The 15,372-nt window shown below is 62.6% G+C and carries 12 protein-coding genes and 1 pseudogene; 11 read left to right on the top strand and 2 right to left on the bottom strand.

Features of this window, described 5'->3' with window-relative positions:
- The first annotated feature begins 36 nt into the window (after positions 1 to 36).
- The 7 genes and pseudogenes from ACP4XC_RS08825 (at position 37) to ACP4XC_RS08855 (ending at position 9,613) form a co-directional block, all read left to right on the top strand.
- Positions 37 to 1,593: a class I adenylate-forming enzyme family protein gene (locus tag ACP4XC_RS08825; protein WP_427174540.1), complete on the top strand. Its 1,557-nt coding sequence runs from the start codon at positions 37 to 39 to the stop codon at positions 1,591 to 1,593.
- Positions 1,590 to 3,998, top strand: coding sequence for a xanthine dehydrogenase family protein molybdopterin-binding subunit (locus tag ACP4XC_RS08830; RefSeq protein ID WP_427174542.1), 2,409 nt, complete (start codon positions 1,590 to 1,592; stop codon positions 3,996 to 3,998). The genes ACP4XC_RS08825 and ACP4XC_RS08830 overlap by 4 nt, the downstream gene beginning before the upstream one ends.
- A 2-nt stretch (positions 3,999 to 4,000) precedes the next feature.
- The gene (locus ACP4XC_RS08835) at positions 4,001 to 4,780 is read left to right on the top strand and encodes an enoyl-CoA hydratase/isomerase family protein (RefSeq protein ID WP_427174543.1); all 780 of its coding nucleotides are present in this window, start codon (positions 4,001 to 4,003) and stop codon (positions 4,778 to 4,780) included.
- 35 nt (positions 4,781 to 4,815) lie between these two features.
- Positions 4,816 to 5,709: an FAD binding domain-containing protein gene (locus tag ACP4XC_RS08840; protein ID WP_427175061.1), complete on the top strand. Its 894-nt coding sequence runs from the start codon at positions 4,816 to 4,818 to the stop codon at positions 5,707 to 5,709.
- A complete protein-coding gene (locus ACP4XC_RS08845; RefSeq protein WP_427174544.1) occupies positions 5,706 to 6,941 on the top strand; it encodes a 2Fe-2S iron-sulfur cluster-binding protein in 1,236 nt (411 codons plus the stop codon). The genes ACP4XC_RS08840 and ACP4XC_RS08845 overlap by 4 nt, the downstream gene beginning before the upstream one ends.
- 395 nt (positions 6,942 to 7,336) lie before the next feature.
- Positions 7,337 to 8,341 (top strand): annotated as a pseudogene (locus tag ACP4XC_RS08850) (MFS transporter); the annotation flags it as partial.
- Between the two features lie 378 nt (positions 8,342 to 8,719).
- On the top strand, positions 8,720 to 9,613 hold the full coding sequence (locus ACP4XC_RS08855) for an alpha/beta hydrolase family protein (RefSeq protein WP_427174545.1): 894 nt from the start codon (positions 8,720 to 8,722) through the stop codon (positions 9,611 to 9,613).
- 198 nt (positions 9,614 to 9,811) lie between these two features.
- Here ACP4XC_RS08855 and ACP4XC_RS08860 read toward each other — a convergent pair whose 3' ends face one another.
- Together ACP4XC_RS08860 and moaA are read right to left on the bottom strand one after the other, a co-directional pair.
- A complete protein-coding gene (locus ACP4XC_RS08860; RefSeq protein WP_427174546.1) occupies positions 9,812 to 10,105 on the bottom strand; it encodes a MoaD/ThiS family protein in 294 nt (97 codons plus the stop codon).
- Complete coding sequence (gene moaA / locus ACP4XC_RS08865) at positions 10,106 to 11,176, bottom strand: GTP 3',8-cyclase MoaA (protein ID WP_427174547.1); 1,071 nt, start codon at positions 11,174 to 11,176, stop codon at positions 10,106 to 10,108. It lies immediately after the preceding gene.
- 284 nt (positions 11,177 to 11,460) lie between these two features.
- On the opposite strand from moaA, the gene ACP4XC_RS08870 reads away from it, so the two are divergent.
- The 4 genes from ACP4XC_RS08870 (at position 11,461) to ACP4XC_RS08885 (ending at position 15,362) form a co-directional block, all read left to right on the top strand.
- The gene (locus tag ACP4XC_RS08870; RefSeq protein ID WP_427174548.1) at positions 11,461 to 11,640 is read left to right on the top strand and encodes a molybdenum cofactor biosynthesis protein MoaE; all 180 of its coding nucleotides are present in this window, start codon (positions 11,461 to 11,463) and stop codon (positions 11,638 to 11,640) included.
- Between the two features lie 29 nt (positions 11,641 to 11,669).
- The gene (locus ACP4XC_RS08875) at positions 11,670 to 11,933 is read left to right on the top strand and encodes a molybdenum cofactor biosynthesis protein MoaE (RefSeq protein ID WP_427174549.1); all 264 of its coding nucleotides are present in this window, start codon (positions 11,670 to 11,672) and stop codon (positions 11,931 to 11,933) included.
- Between the two features lie 359 nt (positions 11,934 to 12,292).
- Positions 12,293 to 13,756, top strand: coding sequence for a sodium:solute symporter family protein (locus ACP4XC_RS08880; RefSeq protein WP_427174550.1), 1,464 nt, complete (start codon positions 12,293 to 12,295; stop codon positions 13,754 to 13,756).
- Positions 13,757 to 13,916: 160 nt separating this feature from the next.
- Positions 13,917 to 15,362 (top strand): UbiD family decarboxylase, encoded by a 1,446-nt coding sequence (locus ACP4XC_RS08885; protein ID WP_427174552.1) that lies wholly within the window; start codon positions 13,917 to 13,919, stop codon positions 15,360 to 15,362.
- Positions 15,363 to 15,372 lie beyond the last annotated feature (10 nt).

Genomic DNA, 15,372 nt, shown 5'->3' on the forward strand with positions numbered 1-15,372 from the left:
AAAGGTGATCAATGTCGATCGGTCAGGAGAAGCTGCGTGGATTTTGCCACCACTTTAAGATGGGCTGCCGAGCGCTATCCACAGCGGTTGGGCGTTGGGGGCGCGCATCCTCTGACGTACGCAGAGTGGGACCAGCGTACGGATCAAGTGGCCATGGCGCTGCTTTCAACCGGACCGGTCCCCGGCGACCGGGTCGTCCTCATGCTTCAAGGGGGCGAGCCGCTGGCCTCGCTCCATCTGGCCGCCCAGAAAGCCAATTTGACATCGGTTCCTCTGTCAACACGGTTTGGCGCCCACGAATTGGCTCATTGTATAGGGGATTGCTCACCAGCCCTGATTGTGGTCGATGACACCACCGCGGACCTGGTGTCCGAGGCTTGTACTTTCCTCCAGACGCCGGCGGCCATCATTCATGCCAATGACCTTCGCGCCCCGATGCAGTATGCCCGTTCGCTGCCGAGCGCGCCGGAGGAGTCTGATTTGAGTGTGATGCTCTACACTTCCGGTACCACGGGAAAGCCCAAGGGCGTGCCGCGCACGCATAAGGCGGAACATTCGGCGGCCGTGGCCCACCTGATCCAAACGGGCCAACCGACCGGGGCCGTGTCCCTGGGCGTCATGCCAATGTTCCACACGATGGGGCTGCGGTCCCTCCTGGCAAGTGTCGTTTCTGCCGGGACCTGGGTCCCGCAGGCCAAATTCAGCGCTGATGAGTCGATGGAGCTGATCATCGACAACGACATTGACACTCTTTATCTGGTTCCCACAATCTATTGGTCGCTGTACCAGACCGGTCGGTTCCCGGAGGCACGCAGCGTGCGGCGTCTCGCCTATGCCGGGGCGGCCATGACCTCCACACTTGCCCAGCAGCTTGTGGAGGCTGTGCAGCCCGAACGGTTCGTTAACCACTTCGGCAGCACCGAGATCTACACGTTTACGATCGGCCCTGACAGTGCGCGAAAGCCCGGGTGCGCAGGCCGCGCCGGAGTCTTCTCCAACGTCCGCCTCGTAGATCCTGTTCCGGGGGCGCATCCCGACCAGATTGTTGCCAAAGGTGAGCAGGGGCAAATCGCGGTCAGCATGGACAGCCCTGAAGCATTTACCGGCTACTGGAACCGCCCCGACGCCGACGCAAAATCCATTCGGGACGGCTGGTATTTTCCGGGGGATCTCGCCACAGAGGATGAGGACGGTGACCTGTGGGTTTCGGGGCGCGTCGATGACATGATCAACTCCGGCGGCGAAAACCTCTATCCCGAGGAGATCGAGCGCAGCCTTGCCGGCTGCCCCTATATGGAGAATGTGGTGGTCGCCGGCACCCCCCACGACAAATGGGGGTCAGCCGTCACAGCCTTCTTCGTCCCGGCGGACCGGACCGACCCCCGCCTCACCCTCGCCCAGGTCGAGACATGGGTACGCGAGAAATCCGGCCTGCCCTCGCTTCAACGACCGAAACGACTCGTCGCGATTGACGCTATCCCGACCTCTGGGGTCGGCAAAATCCTGCGCCGCAGGCTCGTCGACGGCGACTACAAAGTCCTCGCCGATACAGAGAGCAACCAGTCCCCACCACCCGCCAGGAGCTCCCAATGACCGATGATCTCGCACGCATCGAGGATCCCCAGCTCCTCACCGGCCAGGGCCGCTTCCTTGATGACCTCGACCCCCTACCCGGAACGTTGGTGGCCGCTGTAGTTCGTAGCCCGCACCCGCACGCCCGGATCCGCAGTGTCAACTTCGAGCGCGCTCGGCGCCACCCCGGCGTCGCTGCCGTGATCGGCCCGGAGGAGGTTCTCCAAACCCTGAAACCTTTCCCGCTCTCCGTGAAGACCCCGATGCCCTACTACCCAACAGGGACGGATAAGACCCGCTACGTCGGCGAACCGGTCGCCGTGGTGGTCGCCACCGACAGGTACACCGCCGAAGACGCCGCCGAGCTCGTCGAGATTGACTACGAACCGCTGGAAGCCGTCGTGCGCACGTACGAGGCCATGGAGGCGAACGCGCCGCGCCTGCACGATTCCGCCTACAGCAACGTGGCCACGGACCGCACGTTCACCTTCGGGGAGGTGGACGAAAGTTTCGCCCAGGCCCGGCACACCGTCTCCAAGCGTTACTCCTTCCCCCGCTACTCCTCCACGCCCATGGAGTGCTCCAGCGTGATCGCAGAGTGGCGGGAAACCGCAGACGGGCCGGAGGTGACAACATGGGCCAACTTCCACGGCCCGTTCTCAATGGTCCAGGTCGTCGCGGGTGCGCTCAACATCCCGACGTCCCGGTTGCGGCTGATCGTGCCTGCTGACATCGGCGGCAGCTTCGGCATTAAGGCAGCGATCTACCCCTACGTTGCATTGATGGCTCTTGCCAGCAAGCACGCCGGCAGGCCGGTGAGATGGACTGAAGACCGCCTTGAACACATGCTCTCGAGTTCCGCCGGATCGGACCGGGAAATGACGTTTGAGGCCGCATTCGATGACCAAGGCGTTATTTCGGCCCTGCGCGTAGACCTGATCGACAATGTCGGAGCCTACATGCGCCCTCCCGAACCCAGTACCCTGTACCGGTGCTTCAGCAACATCACCGGCTCCTACCGGATCGAGCAAGTCCAGATCCGCGCCCGGGCAGTGGTCACGAACAAATGTCCCACGGGCCTCAACCGGGGATTCGGCGGACAACAGCTGTACTTCGGACTCGAGCGGCTGATAGATGACATCGCCCTCGAACTGGGCTTGGACCCCGTGGAGATCCGCCGTGTCAACCTCATTGGGAAAGATGAGTTCCCGTACTCGACTCCAAGCGGGGGCATATATGACTCCGGCGATTATCAGACTGCCCTGCAGATGGTCCTCGACGCCGCCGACTATGGAGGGCTGCGGGAGGAGCAACGGGCAGCGCGTGAACGGGGCGAGTTGTTCGGAATTGGCGTGGCCACAATTACCGATCCTTCGGCGACCAACATCGGATATGTCGGACTCGCCACCCCGATCCACAACCGGGGTCGGGGCAAATCCGGCTCGACTGAGCACGTCCGGGTCAGTGTCGATCCACAAGGCATCGTCACCGTTCTGCTCGGAACTGTTCCGCAAGGCCAGGGGCACGCCACCGTCGCCCGGCAGATAGTAGCGGACCGGCTGGGTCTTCCCTTGAAGCAGGTGCGCCCCAGGGTGGAGATGGATACGGCGACCACGCCGTGGACGATCAGCACTGGAAGCTACTCGTCACGGTTTGCTCCGCTGTTGACAAGCGCGCTGATTGAGGCCACGGACCGTCTGGGCGAGTCCATCCGGATCGCCGGAGGTGTGCTGCTCCAGGCCGACCCTGCGGACCTCGAATTCGCCGACGGACAAATCCATGTCATTGCCGACCCCGGTCGCAGTGTTTCCTTCCGGCAAGCAGCGGGTCTCATTCACTGGGATCCCGGTTCCCTGCCAGAGGGTACCTCCGCACGGATGTACGAGGAAGCTGCGTTCACTCCGCCGCAGTCGAAGGCGCCTTCACGCACCGATCAGATCAATTCGAGCCTGTGCTACGGATTCGTCGCCGAGCTCGTAGCCTGCCGGATAGATCCTGAGACCCTGCAAATAAAAATCGAGACGCTGTCCTCGGTGCACGACGCAGGAACAATCCTCAACGCCACCCTCCTCGATGGCCAGATCCACGGAGCCCTCGTCCAGGCACTCGGCGGCGCGCTCTACGAGGAGATGACCTATTCGGACTCCGGCCAGCCGACAGCGACGACGTTCATGGATTACCTTTGCCCCACCAGCGCCGAATCGTCGTTTCCATTGATCAGCAACCACCTCGAGACACCGTCTCCGCTGACCACGTTGGGCGCCAAGGGATCCGGCGAGGGCAGCTCCATGAGTTTCCCTGTGGCCATTGCCAACGCAGTCGCCGACGCCCTGTCCCCGCTCGGGATCTCCATCGACTCGCTGCCTCTGCACCCGAACGTTATCCACAAACTCATCCAGGCAAATGCCACCAAGGAAGGAAACTGACAATGCCACTTACCGGAGGCGAAATCCGACTCGAACGCAGCCACGAAGGCCGCGTCGCAAACCTCACGCTCGACCACGGGCGCTTCAACATCATCACCATGGAGACCCGGCAAGTGATGGCCGACCGATTCGCTGAGATAGATGCCGATCGGGACATCAAACTCGTGGTGATACGTGCCGAAGGCGAACATTTCACCTCCGGAGGCGACATCGCGGGCTTCATGGAGGTCGACCCCATTGACCTCACTGATCTTGGGCAAAACGTCACCGCCCCTTCCCGAAGCCCCAAGCCGGTCATCGCAGCCATCGACGGCTACTGCTTCGGAGTCGGCCTCGAGCTGGTCCTGTCCGTCGACATCCGGATCGCCACTACCGCTGCCAGGTTCGCCCTGCCGGAGATGAAGCTAGGCATGATTCCCGGGAGCGGCGGCACGCAGCGGCTTGCAAGGCTGATTGGCCTGTCCCGCGCTAAGTTCCACATTCTCACCGGGGAGCGCATTACGGGCCAGCAGGCCCTCGACTGGGGCCTTGTCAACATCCTGGCTCCCGACGCAGAAGCACTCGAAAAGGAAACCCAGGCGCTTGTCGACAAGATGCTCGGATACTCCCCTATCGCAATGCGCACGGCGAAGGAGGTCCTGGACAAGGGGATTGACGGCCCTCTTTACACCGGCATCGAGCTTGAACGCAAGGCATATTCGATGCTTCGGGCCAGTCACGATTTCGCCGAAGGGGTTGCTGCTTTCGGCGAGAAACGCACCCCTCAATTCCAAGGACGCTGAGGTATCCAGTCGTGAAAGCAGCCCCCTTCGCATATGTGCGCCCAGGCAACGTTACTGACGTGCTCAGTGAACTCCGCCGGGACGGCGCCAAGGTTATCGCAGGCGGACAGTCGCTCGTCCCCGTCCTGGCTATGCGACTGGCGCAGCCGACAACATTGGTGGACATTAACGCTGTCGAAGAGCTTCATACGCTGAGAACGGAGCCTGGCGGCGTGCGGCTTGGGGCCGCGGTGCGGCAACGCACAGCACAGCGAGACCCGGCCATCGCAGAAGTGCCCTTGCTCGGAATGGCTCTGCCGTGGATCGGGCACCGGGAGATTCGCAGCCGCGGAACCGTCTGCGGCAGTCTCGCGCACGCGGACCCTGCGGCGGAGCTGCCGGCCGTGGCAATTTGCATGGAAGCAACCTTAACGATTGCAGGCCCTAAAGGCGAGCGGACCGTCGATGCGGTGGATTTCTTCACCGCGGCTATGACGACGACGGTGCAGCCGGAAGAACTAATCACTTCCGTCTTCTTCCCGCGTGCCACCGAAACCCAAGGCTTCGGTTTCGCCGAAATTGCCCGAAGGCATGGTGACTTTGCGCTCTCCGGAGTAGCGATACGCGTTGACGCGAAAGACCGGATGAGGCCTTCTGCCCGGATCACGTGTTTTGGCATTTCGGACATTCCACGGGTGCGGGACGTTTCAGAGCAACTGTCGGCTGCTGTGGGCAGGGACGGGCCGGACGCGCCGGAAGCACGCCTGCGCACGGTCTTGGCTGCTGCTGCGAAAGAATTGGCCGCCGATGTTGTCGACACCGGTGGCGATGAACATGGCAGCCAGGCGTACCGGCGCCAGCTGATTACCGCTCTCGCCAGCCGCGAACTTGCTCGAGCCTATGCCAAGGCAGTCCGCGCATCCAGCCACACTGATGAGGAGAAAGCATGAGCACGCCGCGCACTGTTGCCCATACCGGACATGAAGACCTGGTGGCTGTCGAGTTCACCGTCAACGGGACTCCCGTTTCGCTGAGGGTTCCTGCGCGCATGACCCTCTCGGATGCCCTGCGCGACAACCTTGGCCTCACCGGCACACATATCGGATGTGAACACGGTGTCTGCGGGATGTGCACCATTCTGATCGATGGTGATGCCAGCCGTGCATGCCTGCTCTTCGCCTGCCAGCTGGACGGCGCGCAGATCACCACAGTCGAGGGCCTCGGCAAACCCGACGACCTGCACCCGCTACAGGAGTCCTTCGGCCGCCACCACGGCCTGCAGTGCGGGTTCTGTACTCCGGGTTTTCTGATGAGTTCATACGACCTTCTCGACCACGAGCCCGACATCCGGCGGGAGGACCTTCCGGAGGAGCTTTCCGGGGTGATCTGCCGGTGCACCGGTTACCGCAATATCATCGATGCCGTCGATGACGTTGCAACAAACCACCGCGACGGCCTCCCGGGACCGAAGAACTGCGGACAACGAACCCTGACCGGCCGTTCTCCCGTCGGATCGACGGCTGCAGCGGATGAATCCACCGCAGTGTCCGAAGCTGTTCAGGACAGTGCACCCGAAAAGATCAGCTTGCCCAGCGGTGAACCGACAATCGCCATTGACGTCACGACCGTTCTCGAATCCCCGCCGCAGGACGTCGCCCGGGTTTTCGAAGACATACAGTTGCTGGCCCGGTGCCTGCCGGGGGCGGAGCTCACGGAGGAGCTTGGCGGCAATTGGTACCGGGGCCGGGCACGCGTTGCCTTGGGGCCCATCAAGCTTTCGTTCAACGGCTTTGCCCATCTTCTCGAACATGAATCGGACCGGATGCACGTGCTCGGCCAAGCTAAGGACACCGGCGGCGGCCGCGCCCAGGCTGAGATCCATCTCTTGGCGGTCCCGGAGGGGACAGGCACCCGCCTGCAGGCCGAAGCCCGGGTGTACCTCGTCGGTCGCATCGCCGGGTTCGGACGGTCGCTGGCAGGAGATGTCAGCCGGCGAATGTTCGAAGACTTTGCCAAGGCGGTGGACCAGGCCGCGCGCGGCGAGGAACCTGAAGTCGGCTCCAAACCGCCCAGCGCGTTCGGAATCCTCGTCGGCGCCATGCGTGACCGGATCCGCAGCGTTCGGGAACTCCGTCGCAAGGCTCCCGGTTCTCAAGCCAAGAACACCCACGAAGAAGGGTGATCTGATGCCGCCCAGCACCCGTGGTTCCGGAACTCATTCGCCGCTGCCGGCCGCGTTCGCGTCGGTGATGGGCTGGTCCTTTGACCTGTTTGACCTGTTTCTGTTGCTGTACGTCGCAGGCCCGATCGGCCGGCAGATATTTCCGGCCGAGAGCGAGACACTCAGCCTTGCCCTGGTCTTTGCCTCGTTTGCGGTCAGCATTCTGCTGCGCCCCGGCGGGGCGGCACTTTTCGGGGAACTGGCCGACCGTATCGGCCGTAAGAAGATCATGGTCACCGTACTCGCCGGCGTCGGACTCTCAACAGCGGCAATGGGGCTCGTCCCGACGTACGCCGCCATCGGTGTCGGGGCACCTATCATCTTCCTGATCCTGAGGGGGGCAGGGCCTTTTCGTCGGCGGCGTGACAGCCACGACGCACACGCTTGGCACAGAGAGCGTGCCGGAACGATGGCGCGGCCTGATGAGCGGCCTGATCGGCGGAGGCGGCGCCGGCGTCGGCGCGACCATGGCCAGTGTCACGTTCATTGTGGTCGGCCACCTCTACCCGGGGGACGCGTTCGATGAATGGGGCTGGCGTGTGATGTTCTTCACCGGGCTGCTGGGCGCGCTCCTGAGCCTGTTCGTGCTCAGCAAGGTCGAGGAGTCCCCGATGTGGCTCGAGGCCCAGGAAGCCGCCAAGACTTCACCGGCAGCTGCCCCCGCCCAGAATTTGCGGTTCAAAGACCTGCTGACCGGCAAATACCGGGCCATCACCCTGCTCAACATCGCTCTGGCGGCAGGTGCCGGCGCGCAGTACTACCTCACCTCGGGATTCCTGCCCACCCTGCTCGGACCGGTCGTCAAGGTGCCCACAGTTGAACGCGGCTGGATTCTGCTCGGCGCGAGTCTCGTGGTCATTGTTGCGGCCACCGGCGCTGGCGAGCTGAGCCAACGGATCGGCCGCCGCAAGACCATGCTGATCTTCGGCGTCATCAACATCGTCGCGCTCCCGCTGCTCACGATCGCAATCGCCGGGTCGGATCCATCCTCCACAGGGACGATTCTGGCGCTGAGCTGCCTGCTGGCGTGCTTCGCCAACGCGGCTTACGCACCATTGATGGTCTTCCTGAACGAACGCTATCCGACCGCAATCAGGTCGCGGGGAACGGCCATCACCTGGAACACCGGCTTCATGCTCGGCGGCCTGCTGCCGACGTTCGTGAATCTGCTGAGCCCGACCGTGGGGGATATTCCAATCAGGCTGGCGATCTTCCTCGCGGCATCGACGCTCGTCTTCATCGCGGTGGTCCTGACAAGCCCGGAAACCCGTGGCCGTTTGGAAAGATCCCATGCGCACGATGTCGGTCCGCCGCCAGCGAAAAACGGCAAGGGCACGATCAACAGGACCCCACATGCCTAATGCTGTGAGCGCAACGCGACCGGCCCGTTTTCGGGAACGGACTCAGCCGGCGCTGCCCACAGTCCACACCGGCCCGAATTCATCAGCCTGCCCCTACACCGCTCCAAACATCGGTCGCATCCACAGGCACGCCCAACAGCATTGGAGCTGATTCCGGGCCGCCCCCGGCCGCGCTGGGCAATCCTGTGAGCCGTTGAACCAGCTGCGCTACAGTGCTCGCAAAAGTCCACGCAGACCATAGCGAACATCCCTGGACCTGATCAGGCCATCGGCCTCCCTGAAACGGCCGAGCGGAACCATCGGAAGGCCAGGCCGGTGAGGAACGACCAACTTTGCCATGCGTGGCCGGGCTGAGACCAAGCGAAAGGACGTTCTGCGATGGAACCTGTCTCTCTGGCAATTTCCTGTGACGACGGCTATGTACTGCGAGGACATCTATGGGAGCCCGGTTCCTCGGAAGAAGGAGGACTTGGGGCAGTCGTTGTTATTGCCGGCGCCACCGGAGTCAAAGCAACCTACTATCACCGCTATGCAGCTTTTCTTGCGGAGAACGGGTTCACGTCGATCACCTTCGACTACCGGGGTATCGGTGAGTCCAGGGAATCCACTTTAAAGAATCTGCAGGCCAGCTGGTACGACTGGGCTCTGAAGGACCTTGATGCGGTTCTGGAATGGGCTCAGATCAACTGCGCTGAAAAGCATCTGCATGTCGTCGGCCACAGTTTTGGTGGGTTTAGCGTCGGATTAGCGCGCAATGGTCGACGGATTAACCGGCTGCTGACAGTGGGCGCTCAACATGCCTACTGGCGGGACTACCGCCCCGGTCATCGGCTAGGACTCTGGTGGCGCTGGCACATCCTGATGCCTGCTTTGGCGATCTGGAACGGCTACTTTCCGGGCAAGCGACTCGGCTGGCTCGAGGATTTACCGCAGGGCGTAGCCATGGACTGGGCACGGAGCCCGAGGGACTTCACCACCGGGGGAGCAGGTCATGCCCGCGAGATGATGCGGGCGCATCGGGCTTCATTCACTGCCCCGACGCTTGCCGTGGCCGCCACAGATGATCCGTTCGCAACAGAAACTGCTGTCCTCCGGGGCCTGAGCTACTACTACCCCAACAGCTCCGCCATCCTGGTGCAGCTGAAACCGCAGGACTTCGGGAGAGCAGAGATTGGGCACTTCTCGCCTTTCCACAGCAGCTTTCGCGACACGTTCTGGATGGGTACCATCCGGTGGCTTCGAGACGGCGTGAATCCGTGGGCCCTAAAATAACACACGCTGTTACTGCGCTGCCCGCACGTCCAGAAGCGCCGGTGCCCGCGTGCGCTTTTAGCTCCGAGCGGTCCTCGGTCTCGAAGTTGCCACTGGACACTTTGTCGGGTTTCGGTTCCTCACCAGAGCCCAGGATGCCGACCCCGGCGCACCACTTCCGCCGCCGCGCCGGGGGACAGCGCCCGGAGGCGCGGAGCCTTATCCTCCGGCGAATGGCGGCAGAATGTCCACGGTTGCAGACTCGGCCAGTGAGGTATTCCTGTCGCGGACGCTGACTTCGTCCACCAGGAAGCTGCTCAGGTCCAGCACCTGAGCCAGGGACGGCCTCGTGGGGTCATCGGAAGGGGGATGGAGTTCCAAAATCCGATCCAGCAGTGCGCCGAGGGACACACCGCCTGCAGCCCAGCTGTTGGAGTTGACGTCGCCGCACGATATCGTTTCCTCCGCCACCTGCGCGGCATGCATCGCGGCCGCAAAGTATCTGACCAGCATTCAGCCGCCTATCGCACTCATAGAGCGGTCTGACTGGACGAAGTCAACGCCGCCGAGCCCGGTGTGGTCCATACCGTGGGCCTTCGGCTTGAGCCACATCGCCTCTGACCAGCGCTGGGCGATGTCCGTGTCTGTGGCGCCCGTGCGGAACAGACCCAGAAGGTCGGTTTCCTCACGCGAGAACAGGCAGCTCATGATCTTGCCCTCTGCGGTGACCCGAGTGCGTTTGCAATCGGAGCAAAACGGCTCGGTAACTGAGGCGATTATCCCCACGGTGCCCAGTACGACATCGGGTGCGTCCTTGGCACGAACCTGCCAGCGCTCGGCAGGGGCGCCGTCGCGTTGCCTCAGGTCCGGCGTGAGCAAGAAGGATTCCTCCAACCGGACCCGGATTTCGGCTGCCGTAATCATGTTCTCCCGGGTCCAGCCATGGTCCGCGTCCAGCGGCATCTGCTCGATGAATCGCAATTCGAAGCCGCTGGCCACGGCCCAGGACAGTAGGTGCACAGCCTCATGGTCGTTGATGCCTCGCATCAGCACTGCATTGACCTTCACCAAGCCGATTTGCACCCTGGCGGCCTCCGTGACGCCGGCCAACACCTGATCCAAGAAGGGGCGGCGGGTCAGGGCCCTGAAGGTTTCAGCGTGCAGCGAATCCAATGAGACGTTGATCCGGCTGAGGCCAGCATCCTTAAGCGCCCGAGCCTTCTTGGCCAGACCGATCCCATTGGTCGTCATGGAGATCGGCAGCTCAGGGTGATTGTGCCGCAACCGGACAAGGATCTCGACCAGGTCCCGCCGCACAAGGGGCTCACCCCCGGTAAGCCGCAACTCACGAATGCCCAGAAAGTCCACACCGATGCCCACCAGACGCACGATCTCATCGGCCGTCATGATCTGGTTCTTGCTCAGCCACGCCAGGCCCTCTTCCGGCATGCAGTAGGTGCAGCGCAGATTGCACTTGTCCGTGAGGGACAATCGCATATCAGTCGCTCGCCGGCCGTACCGGTCCGCGAGACCTCCTGCCGGGGACCGGGAGCCCGCAGGCGGCGGACGCATTGAAACACTCATGTCTCGAGGTTACGCCCCTTTCTCGACCATCCTTTGTATATGGTCCGAATCAGACGTATATTTCTTATTAAGACCTTTAGGTACCTTGCACAAGCACAGCAGGATTTGAACGTCGCATTGGAACACGTGAGGGAGAACCCCTGTGTCACGGCCAGCCTGCTGTTGTACTTCAACGAGGACGACCACGAGGACTAGGCCACCTTGAGCAGCAATCTCCTCCCAGTCGACAGGGTGGTTGCCGTTAGGTTCAAGTTTTTACAGCCAACTGGAAGGGGTAAACAAACATGGTCGGCGATGAAGCGAAGAGTCCCCGGATCAGCAAAGTGGTTACCCCCGTGGTCAGTAACACCGCTATCAGCCTGGACACGGCCCTCGCCGCGGTGGCAGAGGAGGAGTGCGGTGCCGTCGTGAGCTTCAGCGGCGTGGTCCGCAACCACGACGGCCGCCGCGGCGGCCGCGTCTGAACTACAGCGCACACCCGAGCTCGAATCGTGTGATCGAGGATATTGCTGCCGAGGTCGCTGGAAAGTACGACGGCGTCAGGCTCTGGGCCGCTCACCGTGTAGGCGAGCTGAAGGTCGGGGACGCGGCCCTTGTCGCAGCGGTGTACGCGGCCCACCGCGGCGACGCCTTCGATGCCTGCCGGGATCTCGTGGAAGGTGTGAAATTCCCGCTGCCGATTTGGAAAGAGCAGTTCTTTGAGGACGGAGACGTGGAATGGGTTGGCATCGGAGTTAACGGACAGGCTGATAGTTAAACTGCCATTCGGCGCCTCCTTGCTTGGTAGGCGTCGCACGGTTCAAAGCGGCGGGACTATTCCGCGGATGGTCGCACGGCGGGTCTCTGCCCTGCTTAAAGCCAGAGGGACGCCCTAGGGTCTTTGGCACCCCGGATCAGCCCGCCGCAGCGGCACGCTGCTCAATGAGGTTCCCGACCGCTGCCACGGGCTTGGTCCCGACAAGCGCGTCAGGCGCTGCCCCGGGCACCGATCACCTCAGGACCTATCAGGGGGAGTGATACGGCGGATAGCTAAACGGTATTAGACGTGCAATGGTCCAAGACATACGGTCGTTGTGGCGTGGCTCACGTTATGGGCCCCGGAACTAGGAGACATGGATGAAATCCGTTTGGTTAGTCATGCTCGTCGTCGTTGCCTATATGGCGGTGCTCGCAGCGATCAGTTACTTCGTCCGCCGCTCTTCCCGGACCTCGGAAAGCTTCACCAGCGGCGGCAAGGCATTTCCCGCCGTACTGATCGGCGTCCTCCTAGCCTCGGAATTCATCGGGACCTCCGCCAGCATCGGCACCGCCCAGGAGGCGTATAAAGTCGGAATCTCCGCGGCATGGAACATAGTCGCCCTGGGCCTCGGCTTCATCCTGTTCTCCTGGCTGCTCGCCAAGCGCTTCAAGACGCTCGGCGAGATCACGATCTCAGGAGCGCTGGCCCGCACCTATGGTGAACGGGTGCGCACAGCCACCTCAGTGATCATGGTCTGCGCCCTGCTGATCGTAGCGGTTTCGGTCTATGCAAGCGGCGGTGCCATTCTGGCCAACCTCCTCCAGATCGACAAATCGCTGGCGATCGTCCTGGTCGGGGTCCTCGCCACGCTCTACGTCAGCATCGGCGGGATGCGGTCGGTCATCTACACTAACGTGGTCCACACGATCGTGAAGCTCGGAAGCGTCGTCCTCCTCGCGGTAATCGGCATGTCGCGCGTAGGTGGCATCAGCGGACTCAGGGCCAAACTTCCGGAAAATATGTTTTCCATCGACGGAGTCGGTTGGCCCCAAATCTTCGCATGGCTCATTGCAGGGATCGGAGCGATCTTCGCCACCCAGTACGTCGTCCAGGCCATCACTACCGTCGAGGACCCGAACAAGGCACGCCGCGCCGCCTTTTACTCGTCGCTGGTCCTCATCCCGTTCGGACTCCTTGCCGCCGTCGTGGGTATGTGCAGTGCTGTGCTCTATCCGAAGATCAACTCCATCCAAGCCCTGCCGGCCCTCACTGCCGATATCGACCCGCTGCTCGCCGGCTTCGTCATTGCGGGTCTGGCAGGGGCGATGTTCGGCACGATCGCTGCACTGACGATCGGCTCGTCAACCCTGCTGCTAAAAGACTTCTACCAACGCTTCTTCAACCCGGGACAGGACGCGCGGAAAAACCTCGTGTTCATCCGGATAGCCACCGTCGTCACCGGCGTCATCCCGATCTCCCTCGCCCTCACCGCATCCAACGTCCTGACCATTACGTTCCTCGCGAAGTCATTACGCGCATCGCTTGCTGTGCTCGTCGTTCTGATGTTCTTCAAGCCCGGCTACGGCACCCGGGCCGGTGCATTCGCCTCGATCATCGCATCACTGGTGACCACCATTGGCTGGTTCCTGGCCGGCAACCCCTACGGCATCGACAATGCATACGTCGCGGTTGCAACACCGATAGTGATTATGACGATTTGCCAGATCTTCAAACCCCGAGGAACCGACACCCTCGAGCTGTCACCAAAGAATCAGCAAGACCCGCGTACCGGTGATGACGTCGAGCCGGGCGCAACCTTGCAGGCCAACGGACGCACGTAACCCGCGAGCCATGGCCCCGCCAGCTCATCCCTGGCATCGGCACCGAGAGGGGACCGGCACCGCGAGCATCGTCTGGGAGGACGTGCGGGCATCGAGATCAGTACCAACCGAAAACGAGACATGGCCTGGAGCGCAACCGGCCAACTGAAGGAGCAGGAAGATGAGTCCGTCACCAGAGCAGGCTTTGCAGGACGCAGCGAAGAAGCCTATGAGCACCACCGACGTACCCGTCGGCGCAAGCCTGCGCGGCTGGCTCGACCATCTGCAGGCCTCCGGGCGCCTGTCTCTGACCGAGCCGGGCATTGATCTGCGTTTCGGCGTCGCCGGGGTCGCCAACCGTCTGGACGGTACGAGTGCCTCGATCTTCCCCAAACCCAGCGCACATGTCGTGCCCGTTGTCTCCGGACTGCTGTCCCAGCGGTCTTGGATGGCCGAGGCGGCAGGCGTTGGACAGGAAGAGCTGATCTCCAACTTCGAGAATGCCTGTCTCAGCCCGGTGCCGTGGATCGAAGTGGCGGACGCGCCCTGCCAGCAAGTCGTCCACCACGATGTCGATCTGGAGAAGCAGCTTCCGATCCCTACCCACAACGAGCACGATCACGGGGCCTACATCACAGCCGGGCTGCTCATCGCGCGACGGCCAGACACTGGTGTGCAGAACGTTTCAATCCACCGCCTTCAGGTCAGCGGCCCCGACCGGCTGGGTGCCTTGCTCCTGCCACGCCACACACTCGCCTTCTTCCACCAGCAGGAACGAGAGGGCGCGGACCTGGACATCGCCATCGTCGTCGGGGTGGACCCCCTGACCCTTATGGCCTCACAGGCGATTGTGCCGATTGACCACGACGAGCTCGAGATCTCCGGTGCGCTGCGCGGATCTCCCCTCCCGGTGACCAAATGCGTCACCAACGAGGTGCGCGTCCCCGCCGATGCCGAGTTCGTCCTCGAGGGCCGACTGCTTGCCAATACCCGCGAGCCCGAGGGACCGTTCGGCGAGTTCCCGCAGTACTACGGCGAGCGGGCGGAGCGCCATGTCATCGAGGTGGACGCGCTTACCCACCGGACGTCACCCATCTACCACACGATCGTCGGAGGAAGCCTCGAGCATCTCCTGCTCGGAGGGATCCCGCGAGAGGCGTCCTTCCTGTCCCACCTCCGGCGCAGCTTCCCGTGCGTCAAGGACGTCCATCTCTCCCGGGGCGGCACGTGCCGATACCACCTCTCCGTACAGGTCGACCGGCCCAAGGCGGGCGAGGCGAAGAACGTCATCCTCGGAGCACTCGGAATGCACTATGACATCAAACATGTCACTGTTGTCGACACCGATGTCGACGTTCACAACCCTGCCGAGGTGGAATGGGCTGTCGCCACAAGGTTCCAGGCCGACCGTGATCTGATCGTCGTCCACGGGGCACAGGGCTCCAAGCTGGACCCTTCAACTGACGACGGGTTCGGTTCGAAGATGGGCCTTGATGCTACCGTCCCGGTGGACGCACCCCCGATGAAGTTCACGCGGATCCGCGTGCCGGGCCAGGAAGAACTCGATCTCGACCAGATAGTGACGTCTGCCCCCGTCGACTGGGAACAACGTGTAGGCAATGTCTGATAGGGGGCGG

It is taken from the genome of Arthrobacter sp. 92 (genome assembly GCF_050260325.1).
GTDB lineage: Bacteria > Actinomycetota > Actinomycetes > Actinomycetales > Micrococcaceae > Arthrobacter.